The sequence below is a fragment of the Streptomyces sp. NPDC007901 genome, from assembly GCF_042959465.1.
GTDB lineage: Bacteria > Actinomycetota > Actinomycetes > Streptomycetales > Streptomycetaceae > Streptomyces.
The window spans coordinates 584,268-599,170 of the sequence record NZ_JBIBKW010000004.1 but is presented as its reverse complement, the minus strand read 5'-3'; the positions used below and the strand labels follow the sequence as shown (position 1 = coordinate 599,170).

Sequence of the window (14,903 nt, the reverse complement as noted above, 5' to 3'; positions counted from 1 at the left end):
GGAGGGAGACTACCGGGGGGAGGGCGGTGGGTCGTCCGCGGGCCGGTGGGGGCTGGTCGCGCAGTTCCCCGTGCCCCTTTCGGGGCGCTCCAGCCGGAGCTTCTCCCATGCCGCGAGGCCGTCCGGTACCCACTCCCACTCCCCGAGCCGCGACACGACCTCCTCGTCGGTCAGGAAGGCGTGCCAGGCCACCTCCTCCACCTGGGGTTGCACCGGCAGGTCGGAGTGGACCTCGTACACCGCGCACCACCAGCTCTGGCCGGCGCCGTTCTCGTAGAGGAACTTGAAGAGGAAGGTCGGCTGGGGGAGGCCGGTCACGCCGAGTTCTTCCTCGGCCTCGCGGAGGGCGGCGGTGTCGTAGGACTCGCCCGCGCCCACCACGCCGCCGACGAACATGTCGTACAGGGAGGGGAAGACCAGCTTGGTGGCGGTGCGGCGGTGGACGAAGAGGCGGCCGCTGGTGTCGCGGGCCTGGATGAAGACGCAGCGGTGGCGCAGGCCGCGGGCGTACGCCTCGCCGCGCGGGGACTGCCCGATGACCTGGTCGTGCTCGTCGACGATGTCGAGGATTTCGTCAGCAGCGCTCATGCCGTCATCCAAGCAGGCCGACGGGGTGCGGGGGTCAGCGCGGCTGGAGGTCCAGGGCGGGTTCGCGGGGTGCCGATCCGCGGGGCATCGCCGGATGCAGGCCCAGCAGCACGATGCCCGCCACGATCGCGGCGAGGCCCGCCGCCTCCCAGGCCAGCGCCCCGGTGTCGGTGCGCAGCCGGTCCCCCAGGAAGCCGACGCCGCACAGGATCCCGGCGAGCGGCTGGGCCGCGGTGAGGGCGGGCAGGGACATGCGGAGCTCGGCGGTCTCGAACGCGCTCTGGACCAGGATCAGGCCCGTGACGCCCAGCACCAGCACGCCGTACGGCTGCCAGCTGGTCAGCACCTCCATGATGCCGCCCTCGGAGAAGCGGGTGCTGGTGACCCGGGTCAGCGCGTCCTGGACGCCGTAGAGGAGACCGGCGGCCAGGGCGAGCAGGGTCGGGCCGGCGCTGAGGCGGGAGCGTTTGGCGTAGGTGGTGAGCAGCAGGGCTATGCCGACCATCACGCCGATGATCAGCCAGTGGCGCAGCGGGTTGGCGACGGCGTTCCCGCCGCGTGGCTCGCCCGCCACGATGAACGTGGTGACGCCGCCCGCCAGCAGGATGAGGCCCGCCCAGCCCTGGTGGCTGAGGGGGTGCTTGGTCTGGTGCCGGGAGAGGGCGAGGGCGAACAGGAGGTTCGTCGCGAGCAGCGGTTCGACGAGGGAGATCTCGCCCTTGCCGAGGGCGACCGCGCCGAGGACCATGCCGGCCACCATCAGGCCGATACCGCCCAGCCAGCGCGGTACCCGCATCAGGTCGAGCAGCAGCCGGGGCGAGAGGAAGTCGCTGAGCGGAGCCTTCTGGGCGACGTTCTGCTGGAGCACGAACCCGAAGCCCAGGCAACAGGCCGCGCTCACGGCGAGAATCAGAACCAGAACGGACACGCTGCGTACCTCGATCATGCGGCCGGGCTACGGGGTGCGTAGTGGCCGACTGTAGCGGTCCCGGGTCGGGATTGCTCCGGGAGTGCCCGGAACCGGGCAGTCGACTCGGTCACGCCGACCGAATCGATCACGGACGGTGGATCGGGGCGGCGGCCAAGCCCCTACGGCCATGGTCCGCCGCCGGGACGGCCCGCGCCATGGCGTACGCCACAGCCGGAACCCCGGGCCCCACGGCCACGGTACGCCAACCCGACTCCGGCGCGCGTCAAGTTCCGCACCACTCACGGTAGTTGAACGGAGTACCGTCTCTGTTCGGCTTGACGCAAAGTCTTGGCTGGGGGTTTGCTGTGCGTGATCGGCCGATGGCAGCCCGACAACCAGGAAGTTCCGCGGTGCCCCCAACCCCGCCCCTCTTAGGCCCAGGCCGGGCCGTCGCCGAAGTTCCCCGCGCGGCAGCGCACCCCGGGTGCGAGCACTGCCCCGACGACGCTCTCGACGACGCCGAACTCATTTCCGCCCGTGCCGCGTTGGCCCAGGGCCGCTGGCAGTCCGCCCGCTCCCTGCTGCTCCATACGGGTGAGGACTGGGACCGCCGGGGCCACCGGGTGACCGTTCTCGCCCGCGAGCCCTACGCCATCGCCTGGGCCCGCGAGTGGCTCCTCGCCGAGCCCGGCTCCGCGGGCGCCGCCACCCTGTACGCGCTGACCCTGGTCCGGCGCGCCCTGCGCGGCAAGGAGGACCCGGACCGGGCCCGCGAGGCCTGCGACCGCGCCGCCGCGCTCGCCCCCGCCGACCCCACCCCGTGGCTCGGCCTGCTCATGCTGGCCCGGTACCTGGGCACCGACGACGAGACGCGCCGGATCTTCGGCGAGGTGCGCGGCCGGCACCCCGAGCACCACCACGCCCACCATCTGATGGCCGCCCGGATCGCGGAGACCGAGACCCAGGGGACGTACGAACTGTGCGCCTTCGCGGAACGCTCGGCCGCCGCCGCCCCGGCCGACTCGCCCCTCGCCGTCCTCCCGGTCGTCGCCTACGCCGAGCGCCACCGGGTGCTGGCCGTGACCGGCCGGGCCCCCGCCGACCCGGCCGCCGCCGGCCACTGGGAGGAACCCTCCGCCCGGCGCGCCCTCACCGCCGCCTTCGACTGGTGGCTGGAGTGGGGCATCGAGGAACACCCCCGCCGCCACGTCGACCTCAACCACCTCGCCCACGCCACCTCCGGCGCCGGCCGGTACGCCGAGGCCGCGGCCCTCTTCCAGCGCATCGGCCGCCATGCCACCCCGGCACCCTGGTCCTACCCGGACCGCGACCCCTGCGAGGCGTTCCGGGCGGCCCGGGAGCGCGCGCTGGGAGCTTCATGAGAAGAGGTTGTGGATTCCTTACGGCTGCGGGATTCCGTGGCCGGGGCCGCCCCGAGGGTGTTCGAATGAGTACGTGAACTCTGAACGATCCGAGGAGCCACGGCGCGCCGAGGAGGGGACCCCGGTCGGCCGCCGGGTGTTCCTCGGCACCATCGGCCTCGGCGCCTTCGGTCTGGTGACCGCGCCGGTGCTGCAACGCGTCACCGAGTCGGTCCTTGGCACCTTCTCCGGCAAGGACCCCACGGGTCTGACCGGACTGCTCCCGAACGGCGGCGGCTTCCGCTACTACTCGGTGACCGGGTCGGTGCCGACCAAGACCGCCGCGAACTACCAGCTGAAGATCGACGGCCTGGTGGACAAGCCGCGCACGTACACCCTGGACGACCTGCGGGCCCTGCCGCAGACCCGGCTGGTGAAGGACGTCCAGTGCGTCACCGGCTGGCGGGTTCCGGACACCCCCTTCGACGGCGTCCGGCTCTCCCACCTCCTGGACCTGGCGGGCGTCCGGGACACCGCCAAGGCGATCCGCTTCACCTGCTTCGACGGCGCGTACACCGAGAGCCTCACCCTCGACCAGGCGCGCCGGCCGGACGTCCTGGTCGCGCTGCGCATGCAGAACAAGGACATCGGCCACGACCACGGCGGCCCGGTCCGCCTCTATGTGGCCCCCATGTACTTCTACAAATCGGCCAAGTGGCTCTCCGGCATCACGGTGACCGACAAGGTGCGGCCGGGATACTGGGAGAACCTCGGCTACGACGTCGACGCCTGGGTCGGCCGTTCGAACGGACGCGACGATGAGCCTACGAGCTGAAGCCCCGGCCGGCACGGAGCAGCGGCTGCACCGCTTCACTCCCGCCGAGCGCTGGATCCACCGCACGACGGCGGCGCTGATGGGCATCTGCGTCCTGACCGCCGCCTGCCTCTACATCCCGCAGCTGGCGATCCTCGTCGGCCGCCGTGAGCTGGTCGTCCGGATCCACGAGTGCGCGGGCCTCGCCCTCCCCGTCCCGGTCCTCCTCGGCCTCGCCTCCCGCGCCTTCCGCAGGGACCTCGGCTTCCTCAACCGCTTCGGCCCCCACGACCGACTCTGGCTGCACGCCGCCCTGAGCCGCGACAAGCGCCCGTCCTCCCGCCCCGCGGGCAAGTTCAACGCCGGCCAGAAGATCTACGCCAACTGGATCGCCGGCGCCACCCTCGTCATGCTCGCCACCGGCCTGCTCATGTGGTTCACCCACCTCACCCCCCTCATGTGGCGCACCTCCGCCACCTTCGTCCACGACTGGCTCGCCCTCACCATCGGCGTCGTCCTCGCCGGCCACATCTGGATGGCCGTCTCCGACCCGGAGTCCCGCCGAGGCCTGCGCACGGGGAAGGTGAGCCGGGAGTGGGCAAAGCGGGAGCATCCGCTGTGGCGCCCGTGACCCTGCGGGGCGAGACCCGGCGCGGCCTGCCGAAGGGACGCCGACGCGAGCAGGACTGCGGCGGCAGGCACGGCACTGCCGGGTACCGCCGTCGCGCCTGATCACGGCTGCGGCGGAAAGAACGCCGCACGGAGGGGGTTCGAAGCGACCGTCGGGCAGGGCCCACTCCGCACCACCGGACTCCGGGTGTCGAAGCCCGCCCCGTGGGCTTCTTTCTCCCGCCGCCACGGTGATCAGCCGCGACGGCGGATGGCTGGCGGTGCCGAACGCACCCGCAGTGCCGAACGCGTCTGCGGTGCCGGACTCCGCCGCTGCCCTCAGCCTTCGAAGTCCAGCAGCACCTTGCAGGACCGGCTGCGGTCCGCTGCCAACGCGAAGGCCCTCTCGGCCTCCGGCAGTGGGACGACCGCGCTGATCAGTTCGTCGAACTTCGGCTCGCGGGACAGTAGGGCCAGGGCCTCGTCGAACTCGGTGTCGAAGCGGAAGGCGCCGCGGAGTTCGATCTCGCGGCTGACGACGAGGTTGCCGGGGAAGGGTGAGTGGCCGGGTGGGAGCATGCCCAGTTGGACGACGACGCCGGCGCGGCGGACCAGGCGGAGGCAGGTGTCCAGGCCCGCGGCCACCCCGGACGCCTCGACGGCGGTGTCGGCCTCGGTGGGCCAGTTGGGGTCGGTGGGGTCGTCGGCTCGAATGACCGTGTCGGCGCCGGCGATCGTCGCGTAGTGCAGGGCCTCCGGGAGGAGGTCGGTGACCGTGACATGGGCAGCGCCGGACGAGCGGAGGGCCGCGACCACCAGGCAGCCGATCGGGCCGGCGCCGGTGACCAGGACGTGGCGGCCGGACACGTCACCGGCCCGACGTACCGCGTGGAGTGCGACGGAGAGGGGCTCGGCCAGGGCCGCCCGGTGGAGGGGGAGCCCCTCCGGCAGGGGGCGTACCTGTTCCGCCGGTACCGCGAGGCGTGCCGCGAAGCCGCCCTGGACGTGCGGGAAGCGGGCCGCGCTGCCGAGGTAGCGGGTGTCACGGCAGACGTTCCGGCGGCCGTCCGCGCACTCGGGGCAGCGCCCGCACGGAGTCGCCGGGTGCACCGCGACCGGCCGGCCGGCGAGCGGCCCGGTGACGGCCGTACCCACCACCTCGTGGCCCAGCACCATCGGCTCGCGCAGCCGGAAGTCGCCGACCCCGCCGTGCCGCCAGTAGTGCAGGTCGGACCCGCAGACACCGCCGTAGCGGACGGCGACCAGGACCTGGCCGGGGCCGGGTTCCGGGGCGGGCAGCTCCGTCACCCGCAGGTCGTCCTGGCCGTGGATCACACAACCCAGCATCTGCCCAGCCCCTTTCACAGCACGCTCGTCATGCCGCCGTCGACGTACAGGACCTGTCCGCTCACGAAATCGGCGGCGGGGGAGGCGAGGAACAGCACCCCGCCCACCAGGTCCTCCGTACGGCCCCAGCGGCCGGCCGGGGTGCGGCGGCGCACCCAGGCGCTGAACTCCTCGTCATCGACGAGGGGCCGGGTCAGCTCGGTCTCGATGTAGCCGGGGCCGAGGCCGTTGACCTGGACGCCCTGCGGGCCCCAGTCGGCGCACATGCCCTTGGTGAGCATCTTCAGCGCGCCCTTGGTCGCCGCGTACGGCGCGATGCCCGGCCGGGCCACCTCGCTCTGCAGCGAGCAGATGTTGATGATCTTGCCGTGGCCACGGGCGGTCATCCGGCGCGCCGCCTCCCGGCCCACCAGGAACGCGCTGGTCAGGTTGGTGTCCAGGATGCGGTGCCAGTCCGTGTCGGTGAACTCCAGGAGCGGGGCCCGCAGCTGCATGCCCGCGTTGTTGACCAGGATGTCCAGCGGGCCCACCCGCTCCTCGACGTCGGCGATGCCGGCGGCGACGGAGGGCCCGTCGGTCACGTCGAACGCGGCCGTGCGGGAGCCGGGGATCCCGGCGGCGGCCTCGGCCAGCCGGTCCTCGTCCCGCCCGTTGAGGACCACCGTGCAGCCGGCCTGGGCCAGCCCCCGGGCCAGCGCGAGGCCGATGCCCCGGCTGGAGCCGGTGACCAGGGCGGTCCGGCCGCCGATGTCGAAGAGGGGGTGAGCCGCCATCGTCGTACCGCTCCCATGTTCGTGAGGGGACTAGATCACCAGGGACAAGAGGAGGACCAGACCGCCCGCGACCACCGAGATGATCGTCTCCATGACGGACCAGGTCTTGAGGGTCTGGCCGACGCTCAGGCCGAAGTACTCCTTCACCAGCCAGAAGCCGGCGTCGTTCACATGGCTGAAGAAGAGCGAGCCGGCGCCGATGGCGAGGACGAGGAGGGCGGCGTGGGTGGTCGACATGTCGGCCGCGAGCGGGGCCACCAGGCCGGCCGCCGAGACCGTGGCGACCGTCGCCGAGCCCGTCGCGAGGCGGATCGCCACCGCGATCAGCCAGGCCAGCAGCAGCGCCGGGATCGACCAGTCCTTGGAGATCTCCAGGATCATCTGGCCGACACCGCAGTCGATCAGCGTCTGCTTGAAGCCGCCGCCCGCGCCGACGATCAGCAGGATGCCCGCGATGGGCATCAGGCCCTTCTCCACGGTCTGCGAGATCCGCTCCCTGGAGAACCCGGCCGGCCGGCCCAGCGTGAAGATGCCGACGAGTACGGCCGCGAGGAGGGCGACCAGCGGGGAGCCGATGACGTCGAAGACGCGCTGGACGGTGTGGGTGGGGTCGTCCACGACGATGTCCACCAGGGCCTTCGCGAGCATCAGGACGACCGGCAGCAGGATCGTGGCGAGGGTGGCGCCGAAGCCGGGACGCTTGTCCAGGTCCTCCGAGGGGCGCTGCGTGAGCATCCGGTCGGGGGCCGGGACGTCCACCCAGCGGGCGGCGACCTTCGAGAACAGCGGACCGGCGACGATCACGGTCGGGATGGCGACCAGGACGCCGAGGGCCAGGGTCACGCCCAGGTTGGCGCCGACCGCGTCGATCGCGACCAGCGGGCCCGGATGCGGCGGCACCAGGCCGTGCATCACGGACAGGCCCGCGAGGGCCGGGATGCCGATGCGCATCAGGGAGTAGTTGCCGCGCTTGGCGACCATCAGCACCACCGGGATCAGCAGCACGATGCCGACCTCGAAGAACAGCGGCAGGCCGATCACGGAGGCGATCAGCACCATCGCCCACGGCATGGCACGGCCGCCCGCCTTCGCGAGGATCGTGTCGACGATCTGGTCGGCGCCGCCGGAGTCGGCGAGGAGCTTGCCCAGGATCGCCCCGAGCGCGATCAGGACACCCACGCCGGCGACCGTGGAGCCGAGGCCGGTGGTGAAGCTGGTGATGACCTTGTCGAGCGGTGCCCCGGCGAACGCGCCCAGCGCGAGCGAGCCGATGGTCAGCGCCAGAAAGGCGTGGAGCTTGAACTTGGTGATGAGCAGGACGATGACGGCTATGCCCAACAGGACGGCGATGCCGAGTCGGGCATGTCCGGCCGAGGTGATGGGCGCGACGGTGTCCGCTGCCAGCATCTCGACACTGAGTCTGGTCACGGGGTTCCCTTGCAGGTACGGGGATGAGGGGGCTACGGAGGGCTACTGCGGGGTGAGGTCGGGCAGCGCGTCCAGCGCGCGCACGGCCCGTGCGGTGATCTCCTCGGGAGTGCCCGAGACGTCCACGGCGACGCCCGGCTCGTCCGCCTCCAGCGGTTCGAGCGTGGCGAACTGGGAGTCCAGCAGCGCGGTCGGCATGAAGTGACCCTGCCGGTGCGCCATGCGGTCCTCGATGAGCCGGCGGTCGCCGGTGAGGTGCACGAAGACGATGCCGGGGGCGGCGGCCCGGAGCCGGTCGCGGTACGACCGCTTCAGTGCGGAGCTGCTGACCACCCCGCCGAGCCCCGCCCGCCCGTGCGCCCAGCCGCCGATGGCGTCCAGCCACGGCCACCGGTCGGCGTCCTCGAGCGGGTGCCCGGCCGACATCTTGGCGATGTTGGCCGGCGGGTGGAAGTCGTCGCCCTCGGCGTACGGGACGCCGAGCCGGGCGGCGAGCAGCGGACCGATCGTGGTCTTGCCCGTGCCGGCGACGCCCATCACCACGACGACGTGGGGGGTGTCCATCACTGCCTCGCTGTCTTCCTCGACGAGAGACACCGGCGTACGTCATCCGGTGTCGGCCACACTGAAACCCATTAGGTACGACGAATTCAAGAGTGTGTGACAAATAAGTCTGACTTTTTGAGGCTGTGATCCACTCGGTACGCTGAGTGCATGAGCACACCTGGCCGGGGGCTGCACGGCCGCGTACTGGACACCCTCGGCCCCGCGATCACCGCGGGCGACTACCCGCCGGGCAGCGTCCTGCGCACGGACGAGCTGGCCCAGCACTTCGAGGTGTCACGTTCGGTGATGCGCGAGGCGGTCCGGGTCCTGGAGTCCATGCACCTGGTCGAGTCCCGCCGCCGGGTGGGCGTCACGGTCCGCCCCAAGGTCGAGTGGAACGTCTACGATCCGCAGGTCATCCGCTGGCGGCTGGCCGGCGCCGACCGCCCGCACCAGCTGCGCTCGCTCACGGTGCTGCGCTCGGCGATCGAGCCGGTGGCGGCCGGCCTGTCGGCCAGGAACGCCACGCCGGAGCAGTGTGCCGAGCTCACCGAGTGCGCGCTCGGCATGGTCGCCAACTCGCGCGGTCACCGCCTGGAGGCCTACCTCGTCCACGACATGGCGTTCCACCGCGTGATCCTCGCCGCGTCCGGCAACGAGATGTTCGCCCGCCTCGCCGACGTCGTGGCCGAGGTCCTCGCCGGCCGCACCCACCACGAGGTCATGTTCGAGGACCCCGACCCGGCCGCCGTCACCCTCCACGTTCAGGTCGCCGAGGCGGTCCGCGAGGGCGACGCCACCCGCGCGGAACAACTCACCCGCGAGATCACCGTGGGCGCCTTGCACGAACTGGACATCCTCGCGCCCTAGCTGTGCTCCTCGGGGAACTCCCCGTCCACGTAGACCCAGTTGCCCGCCACCCGCTCGAACCGGCTGCGCTCGTGCAGCGAACCGCCCTTGAAGGACGCCCGGAACGTCACCGTGCCGGTGGGGTGGAAGGCGGTGCCGTCCGTCGTGTCCAGGATCTCCAGGCCGGTCCAGCGCATCCCCGGGTCGAAGTCGATCCGTGGCGGGCGCGTTCGCGGATGCCAGGTTCGCAGGAGGTACGGCTCGTCGCGCTTGACGAAGGCGGAGTAGCGGGAGCGCATCAGGCGTTCGGCCGTGGGGGCCGTGGCCGCACCCCGGTGGAATCGGCCACAGCACTCTTCGTACGTCTCCGCGAGACCGCAAGGGCAGGAGGGGTTGTGAACTGGGGCGGAGTCGTGCTGCCGCCGGGATTGCGAGGTACGTCGGGACATGCGGTCCATTCTGCTGCACCATCGGCTGTGTGAATTCTGTGAACCACCTGATCCGACACGTGCTCATCGTGTGCGCGTTGCAGAAGTGGCTCTTCATCGAACCTCCCTTCGAGCTGGCGTGAACCCACCTTGCTCCTGCAACGCCCGACTCCCCAAGGTGGAGGGGCACTTGAGCATCAGGAGTCACAAGCGTGCGTGCTTGACCCGGGCGGCCGTCCGTCCGGGGTACTGACGGGGGAAACTGATACGGAGTGCGTGGCCGGCGCCACCGTGTGCGCCGGGACCGACCGCCGCGCGCTTCGAGCACGACCTCTCCCTCTGCCGCCTCTTGGTGCCTGCCATCCGGTGCCTGAGAAGGGATAGGAGGGGGAATGCCGACGAATGCCGTGAGCGCCGCGAGGCCGACGTATCCGGGCGTCTACGTCGAAGAGCTTCCCAGCAGCACCCGCGCCGTCTCCGCCGTGACCACCTCGGTGACCGCGTTCGTGGGACACACCCGGCGCGGCCCGCTGAACGAGCCGGTGCGCGTCACCGGATTCACCGACTTCGAGCGGCGATTCGGCGGCCTGAGCGCGCAGAGCCCGCTCTCCTACGCGGTCCACCAGTTCTTCGGCAACGGCGGCACCGTCGCCGTGATCGTCCGCGTCGCCAAGTCCGGCAGTGGCAAGGCCGCCTGCGTCGTCCTGGAGTCCACCGAGGGCCACAGCGAGAGCCGGGTCCTGGAGGTGCACGCCAAGGAACCCGGCGTCTGGGGCAACGGCCTGCGGGTGGCCGTCGACTACGACACCCCGGACTGCGAGGCGACCTTCAACCTGCGGGTCTACGACGCCCGGGGCGACGCCCGCGAGAGCTTCACCGGCCTGTCCATGGACACCGGCAGCGGCAGCTACGCGCCGACCGTCGTCAACGCCGGCTCCCGGCTGATCCGCGTCGAGGCCGTCGGCGAGGGGCGACCGGACCCGTCCGGCACGGTCTCCAAGCCGTTCGGCCGCGAACTGCCCGACCTCGCCGTCGACCTGACCGTCAAGATCGGTGACGTGGAGCGCGAGTTCAAGCTCTACGACCCCGACTGCGACGGCGAAGCCCCGTCCACCGTGGCCGAGTTGGCGCTGCTGCTCGAACGCAAGCTGCGCGCGCTGCCCGACGCTCCCGGCAAGCACGCCTTCGCCGGTGTCGAGGTCACCGCCTTCGGCCGCCGGATCCAGGTGGTCGCCGGTTCCACCGACCCCGAGGACGTCGTCCGCTTCCTCGGCCAGTGCGCCAACGACCTGGGCCTGGAGGCCTCGGTCAACCCGCCGGTGTTCCCGCTGGAGGGCGGCGAGGACGGGGCCGCCCCCGGCCCCCGCGACCTCATCGGCTCCGAGGCCGGCAAGACCGGCATCCAGGCGCTGCGCCAGGTCCCGGACGTCAACCTGCTGGCGCTGCCCGAACTGGCCTCGTACGAGAAGACCGAGGACGCCCTCACCGTCGTCTCGGCGGCGCAGCGGCTGTGCGAGGAGCGGCGGATCTTCCTGCTCGTCGACGCGCCCGCCACCTGGGTGAGCGTGGACTCGGCACGGGCCGGGATCTCGGCGTTCGACGCCGTCCGCGGCAACCACGCCGGCCTGTACTTCCCGCACCTCCAGCTCACCGACCCGCTCACCGGCCGGCTTCGCGCCTTCCCGCCGTCCGGCGCGATCGCCGGTGTCATCGCGCGAACCGACTCCGAGCGGGGCGTGTGGAAGGCCCCTGCGGGCACGGACGCGCAGCTGGTCGGCGTGCACTCGCTCACCGTCGACCTGACGGACCGGGAGACCGGGCTGCTCAACCCGCTGGGCGTCAACTGCCTGCGCACCTTCCCCGTCACCGGCCCGCTGGTCTGGGGGGCGCGCACCCTCGAGGGCTCCGACGCCCTCGACAGCGACTGGAAGTACGTACCCGTACGGCGGCTCGCGCTGCACGTGGAGGAGAGCCTCCAACGCGGCCTGCAGTGGGTGGTGTTCGAGCCCAACGACGAGAGCCTGTGGCAGCAGATCCGGCTGGCCGCCTCCTCGTACCTGCACACGCTGTTCCGCCAGGGCGCCTTCCAGGGCAGCACCCCGCGCGAGGCGTACTTCGTCAAGTGCGACAGCGAGACCACGACGGCCGAGGACGTGGCCGCCGGTGTCGTCAACGTCCTCGTCGGCATCGCGCCGGTCCGCCCGGCCGAGTTCGTGGTCGTCAGGATCCAGCAGACGTCCGGCCAGTTCGCGCTCTAGCGCTTCAGGGAGAGCTGAAGGAATCCGATGGCTGAGTTCACGGTCAACGCGCACCGCTTCGACCCCTACAAGAACTTCAAGTTCCTTGTGCTGTGGGACGGTCGGACGGTCGCCGGCATCAGCAAGATCAGTCCGCTGAAGCGGACCACCGAGGTCGTCAAGCACCGCAACGGCGGCGACCCCTCCTCCCCGCGCAAGTCGCCGGGCCGCTCCGAGTTCGACGGCATCACCCTGGAGCGGGGGGTCACCCACGACCCCGAGTTCGACCGCTGGGCCAACAAGGTCTGGCAGGTCGGCGCCGGCCTGGGCGCCGAGGTGTCCCTGGCCGACTTCCGCAAGGACATCGTCATCCAGGTCCTCAACGAGGCCGGGCAGGTCGCCGTCTCGCACAAGCTGTACCGGACCTGGCCGAGCGAGTACCAGGTCCTCGGCGAGATGGACGCCAACGCCAACGCGGTGGCCATCCAGTCGCTGAAGCTCGAGTGCGAGGGCTGGGAACGGGACTACGAGGTGCCCGAGCCGGAGGAGCCCTCGTTCCTCAACCCGGCGTGAGGTGAGGGGTGTCGGGGGAGCGGGCCATGGCGGCGGCCGACCTGCTGGCCACCTGGGAGGCGGGCCTCGGCGAGGCGTCCGTGGGCCGGGCGCTGCTGCTGCATCGCGCGGCACGCCCGGACGCCGACGCGGCGGCGCTGCCCGCCCTCCCGGTGGGCGAGCGCGAGGCGGACCTGATCACGCTGCGCCGGGCGCTGTTCGGCGAGCGGATGGAGGTGCGCCTCGCCTGCGCCGCCTGCGGCCAGGACATGGAGTTCGACCTGGACGCCGGACAGCTCGCGGGCTCGCTCGGCGAGTCTGACGGGCGCGGCGAGCGGGTCGTGCGGATTCAGGAGGACGGCTGGGACGCCGAGTTCCGGCTGCCCTCCGTCGCCGACCTGCACACCGCGGCCAGGGCGGCCGATCCGCGAGCGGCCCTGCTCGCACGCTGCCTGGTGTCGGCGGCTCACGACGGCACGGCCGTGCCGGCGGCGGAGCTGCCCGCGCCGGTGCAGCGCCGGATCGCCGAGGCCGTCGAGGCGGCCGACCCCGGCGCCGACCTCACACTCAACGTCGCCTGCCCCGAGTGCGGCGCGGCCACCCGGGCCGAGCTGGACATCGCGTCCTACCTCTGGACCGAACTGGACTCCTGGGCCCGGGACCTGCTGCTCGACGTCCACCTGCTCGCCACCGCCTACGGGTGGAGCGAGCCGGAGATCCTGGCGCTCAGCCCGCTGCGGCGCCGCTACTACCTGGAGCTGTGCGCGGATGTCTGACACCCCGGACGCCCCCGACTTCCTCGACCGGCTGATCGCCCGGCACACCGCCCCGCGACCGGCCGTGACACGGGTACGGCCGCGGCTGCCCGGCCCGTTCGAGCGGGTCGAGGCGGTCCGGGCCACGGCGCCCGGGACGGAGGCGCCGCTGTGGCCCACGACCGCACCGGCGGCCGTACCGGAGACGGCCGCACCCCGGCCGGCGCTCGGGGAGACGCGGACGACGCACACGGAACGGGAGCGGACCGTCGTACACCGGGAGCCGCCGGTCGCGCCCGCGGAGCCCGCGGTACGGCGCCCCGTGGCGCCGCTGCTGCGGCCCGCCGCGCCCGTCGCGCCGGCGGCGCCGAGACCGGCGGCGTCCGGCGCCGCACGGCCCCCGGCGGGGCGTGTGCGGCCAGAACCGTCACGCACCCCTGCGCCCCTGCCTGTCCCCCCGGGTACGGACGCCGTCCCCGACGCCGTGTCGGCGGCTCCGCGACCCAGCGCCGCCGACACGGCGGCAGCCCGGGACGCCGTACGGCAGGCCGCCGCCCGGCGACCCGCGCGGGCCGCCGCCGAACAGGTGGTCCAGGTCCAGATCGGGCGGCTCGAAGTGACCGCGGCGGCGGCCGGCGACGGCCGCCGCCGCCCGCCCGCGAAGGAGCGGGCCGGGGCCGCCCTGAGCCTCGCCGAGTACCTGGCAGACCGAGAGGGACCGAGGAACTGACGTCATGAGCAACGCACTCGCCATCGCGCACGTTACTCAAGCCCTCGCGCTCCTTATCGAGAACAACGTGGGCCCGGAGTTCGGCGAGGCCGTCAAGGTCGAGCCGCGCAAGCCGCCCGCCGATCCGCAGCTGGAGCAGCCGACGATCTCGGTGTTCCTCTACCAGGTCACCCCGAACACCTCCCGCCGCAACGACGACCTGCCCACCCGGGCGTCCGACGGCACCCTGGTCAGGCGGCCCGCCGCCGCGCTCGACCTGCACTACCTGATCAGCGCGTACGGCGACGAGAAGGAACTGGTCGGCCAGCGGCTGATCGGCTCCGTGGTGCGCACCCTGCACGAGATACCGGTCCTGCCGAAGGACGTCGTCGAACAGGCCGGTGAACGCCCCTACCTGGCGGGCAGCGACCTGGCCGAGGCCGCGCAGCGGATCCGCTTCGCGCCCTCGGTGATGGACGTCGACGAGACCTCCAAGCTGTGGGGGATGCTCTACCAGACGCCGTACACCCTGTCCGTCGTCTACCAGGCGGCCCTCGTCCTCATCGACGGCAGGGAGACCCCGGCGCCGCGCAAGCCGGTGGAGCGGCCCGAGGTGCGGGTGCTGCCGTTCGGGGCGCCGGGCGCGCCGGTCCCTCCGGGGGCGGAGCCGGAGGACGCGCCTCCGGCCGAGGCCGAGGCCGAGGCCGAGCCCGCGGATGCGGCTGCCGGTGCCGCTGCGGGGGCGGGGGCGGGCGCGCGTGCGGAGAAGGCCGCGAGGACACCTGCGAAGACGCCTGCGAAGGCCGTGGCGAAGACGGCGGCCGGGACCACCGCGAAGACGGTCGCCAAGACCGCGGCGAAGACCGTCGGGAAGGCTCCTTCCCGAACCCGCAAGCCCACGACCGGCACCGGGACCCGTGGCGGGTCGGCGCAGCCGGAGACCGGGAAGAGCGCTCCGCGCAAGCCGGTCGACGACGGCACGGAGCGCTGAGGCGGC

The 14,903-nt window shown here is 72.5% G+C and carries 16 protein-coding genes; 9 read left to right on the top strand and 7 right to left on the bottom strand.

Annotated features, from left to right (window positions below):
• Window positions 1-9: 9 nt before the first annotated feature.
• Together ACFZDK_RS17330 and ACFZDK_RS17325 are read right to left on the bottom strand one after the other, a co-directional pair.
• A complete protein-coding gene (locus tag ACFZDK_RS17330; RefSeq protein ID WP_390973291.1) occupies window positions 10-588 on the bottom strand; it encodes an NUDIX domain-containing protein in 579 nt (192 codons plus the stop codon).
• A 34-nt stretch (window positions 589-622) separates the two neighbouring features.
• The gene (locus tag ACFZDK_RS17325) at window positions 623-1,516 is read right to left on the bottom strand and encodes a DMT family transporter (protein WP_390973290.1); all 894 of its coding nucleotides are present in this window, start codon (window positions 1,514-1,516) and stop codon (window positions 623-625) included.
• Window positions 1,517-1,908: 392 nt separating this feature from the next.
• Here ACFZDK_RS17325 and ACFZDK_RS17320 point away from each other — a divergent pair, with 392 nt between their 5' ends.
• The 3 genes from ACFZDK_RS17320 to ACFZDK_RS17310 all read left to right on the top strand — a co-directional run bounded on the left by ACFZDK_RS17320 (window position 1,909) and on the right by ACFZDK_RS17310 (window position 4,304).
• A complete protein-coding gene (locus ACFZDK_RS17320; protein ID WP_390973289.1) occupies window positions 1,909-2,880 on the top strand; it encodes a hypothetical protein in 972 nt (323 codons plus the stop codon).
• Between the two features lie 73 nt (window positions 2,881-2,953).
• On the top strand, window positions 2,954-3,694 hold the full coding sequence (locus tag ACFZDK_RS17315) for a molybdopterin-dependent oxidoreductase (RefSeq protein WP_390973288.1): 741 nt from the start codon (window positions 2,954-2,956) through the stop codon (window positions 3,692-3,694).
• Complete coding sequence (locus tag ACFZDK_RS17310) at window positions 3,678-4,304, top strand: cytochrome b/b6 domain-containing protein (protein ID WP_390973287.1); 627 nt, start codon at window positions 3,678-3,680, stop codon at window positions 4,302-4,304. Before ACFZDK_RS17315 ends, ACFZDK_RS17310 begins: the two co-directional genes overlap by 17 nt.
• Before the next feature lie 317 nt (window positions 4,305-4,621).
• Here the strand turns inward: ACFZDK_RS17310 and ACFZDK_RS17305 are convergent, their stop codons facing one another.
• The 4 genes from ACFZDK_RS17305 to ACFZDK_RS17290 are packed head-to-tail and all read right to left on the bottom strand — an operon-like array spanning window position 4,622 to window position 8,394.
• On the bottom strand, window positions 4,622-5,629 hold the full coding sequence (locus ACFZDK_RS17305; RefSeq protein WP_390973286.1) for an alcohol dehydrogenase catalytic domain-containing protein: 1,008 nt from the start codon (window positions 5,627-5,629) through the stop codon (window positions 4,622-4,624).
• 14 nt (window positions 5,630-5,643) lie between these two features.
• Window positions 5,644-6,402, bottom strand: coding sequence for an SDR family oxidoreductase (locus ACFZDK_RS17300; protein ID WP_390973285.1), 759 nt, complete (start codon window positions 6,400-6,402; stop codon window positions 5,644-5,646).
• A 30-nt stretch (window positions 6,403-6,432) separates the two neighbouring features.
• Window positions 6,433-7,830, bottom strand: a complete 1,398-nt coding sequence (locus ACFZDK_RS17295) for a gluconate:H+ symporter (RefSeq protein WP_390973284.1) — start codon at window positions 7,828-7,830, stop codon at window positions 6,433-6,435.
• A 42-nt stretch (window positions 7,831-7,872) separates the two neighbouring features.
• Entirely contained in the window at window positions 7,873-8,394 is a 522-nt protein-coding gene (locus tag ACFZDK_RS17290; RefSeq protein ID WP_390973283.1) for a gluconokinase, GntK/IdnK-type, read from the bottom strand.
• 150 nt (window positions 8,395-8,544) lie between these two features.
• Between ACFZDK_RS17290 and ACFZDK_RS17285 the strand changes: the two genes are divergently transcribed.
• Complete coding sequence (locus ACFZDK_RS17285; protein WP_390973282.1) at window positions 8,545-9,246, top strand: FCD domain-containing protein; 702 nt, start codon at window positions 8,545-8,547, stop codon at window positions 9,244-9,246.
• Here ACFZDK_RS17285 and ACFZDK_RS17280 read toward each other — a convergent pair.
• On the bottom strand, window positions 9,243-9,674 hold the full coding sequence (locus ACFZDK_RS17280) for a YchJ family metal-binding protein (protein WP_390973281.1): 432 nt from the start codon (window positions 9,672-9,674) through the stop codon (window positions 9,243-9,245). The genes ACFZDK_RS17285 and ACFZDK_RS17280 overlap by 4 nt on opposite strands.
• Window positions 9,675-10,045: 371 nt before the next feature.
• Between ACFZDK_RS17280 and ACFZDK_RS17275 the strand changes: the two genes are divergently transcribed.
• The 5 genes from ACFZDK_RS17275 to ACFZDK_RS17255 are packed head-to-tail and all read left to right on the top strand — an operon-like array spanning window position 10,046 to window position 14,897.
• Window positions 10,046-11,911, top strand: a complete 1,866-nt coding sequence (locus ACFZDK_RS17275; protein ID WP_390973279.1) for a phage tail sheath subtilisin-like domain-containing protein — start codon at window positions 10,046-10,048, stop codon at window positions 11,909-11,911.
• A 27-nt stretch (window positions 11,912-11,938) separates the two neighbouring features.
• On the top strand, window positions 11,939-12,463 hold the full coding sequence (locus tag ACFZDK_RS17270) for a phage tail protein (protein ID WP_355717858.1): 525 nt from the start codon (window positions 11,939-11,941) through the stop codon (window positions 12,461-12,463).
• Window positions 12,464-12,489: 26 nt separating this feature from the next.
• Window positions 12,490-13,218, top strand: coding sequence for a hypothetical protein (locus ACFZDK_RS17265; protein WP_390973277.1), 729 nt, complete (start codon window positions 12,490-12,492; stop codon window positions 13,216-13,218).
• Window positions 13,211-13,927: a hypothetical protein gene (locus ACFZDK_RS17260; RefSeq protein WP_390973275.1), complete on the top strand. Its 717-nt coding sequence runs from the start codon at window positions 13,211-13,213 to the stop codon at window positions 13,925-13,927. The genes ACFZDK_RS17265 and ACFZDK_RS17260 overlap by 8 nt, the downstream gene beginning before the upstream one ends.
• Before the next feature lie 4 nt (window positions 13,928-13,931).
• A complete protein-coding gene (locus tag ACFZDK_RS17255) occupies window positions 13,932-14,897 on the top strand; it encodes a Pvc16 family protein (RefSeq protein ID WP_390973273.1) in 966 nt (321 codons plus the stop codon).
• Window positions 14,898-14,903 lie beyond the last annotated feature (6 nt).

Bases quoted from the DNA above. Each gene is read 5' to 3' on its own strand.
- ACFZDK_RS17275 (WP_390973279.1), top strand. From the start codon at position 10,046: ATGCCGACGAATGCCGTGAGCGCCGCGAGGCCGACGTATCCGGGCGTC.
- ACFZDK_RS17310 (WP_390973287.1), top strand. From the start codon at position 3,678: ATGAGCCTACGAGCTGAAGCCCCGGCCGGCACGGAGCAGCGGCTGCAC.
- ACFZDK_RS17330 (WP_390973291.1), bottom strand. From the start codon at position 588: ATGAGCGCTGCTGACGAAATCCTCGACATCGTCGACGAGCACGACCAG.
- ACFZDK_RS17255 (WP_390973273.1), top strand. From the start codon at position 13,932: ATGAGCAACGCACTCGCCATCGCGCACGTTACTCAAGCCCTCGCGCTC.
- ACFZDK_RS17305 (WP_390973286.1), bottom strand. From the start codon at position 5,629: ATGCTGGGTTGTGTGATCCACGGCCAGGACGACCTGCGGGTGACGGAG.
- ACFZDK_RS17285 (WP_390973282.1), top strand. From the start codon at position 8,545: ATGAGCACACCTGGCCGGGGGCTGCACGGCCGCGTACTGGACACCCTC.
- ACFZDK_RS17270 (WP_355717858.1), top strand. From the start codon at position 11,939: ATGGCTGAGTTCACGGTCAACGCGCACCGCTTCGACCCCTACAAGAAC.
- ACFZDK_RS17260 (WP_390973275.1), top strand. From the start codon at position 13,211: ATGTCTGACACCCCGGACGCCCCCGACTTCCTCGACCGGCTGATCGCC.
- ACFZDK_RS17290 (WP_390973283.1), bottom strand. From the start codon at position 8,394: ATGGACACCCCCCACGTCGTCGTGGTGATGGGCGTCGCCGGCACGGGC.
- ACFZDK_RS17280 (WP_390973281.1), bottom strand. From the start codon at position 9,674: ATGTCCCGACGTACCTCGCAATCCCGGCGGCAGCACGACTCCGCCCCA.
- ACFZDK_RS17265 (WP_390973277.1), top strand. From the start codon at position 12,490: ATGGCGGCGGCCGACCTGCTGGCCACCTGGGAGGCGGGCCTCGGCGAG.
- ACFZDK_RS17300 (WP_390973285.1), bottom strand. From the start codon at position 6,402: ATGGCGGCTCACCCCCTCTTCGACATCGGCGGCCGGACCGCCCTGGTC.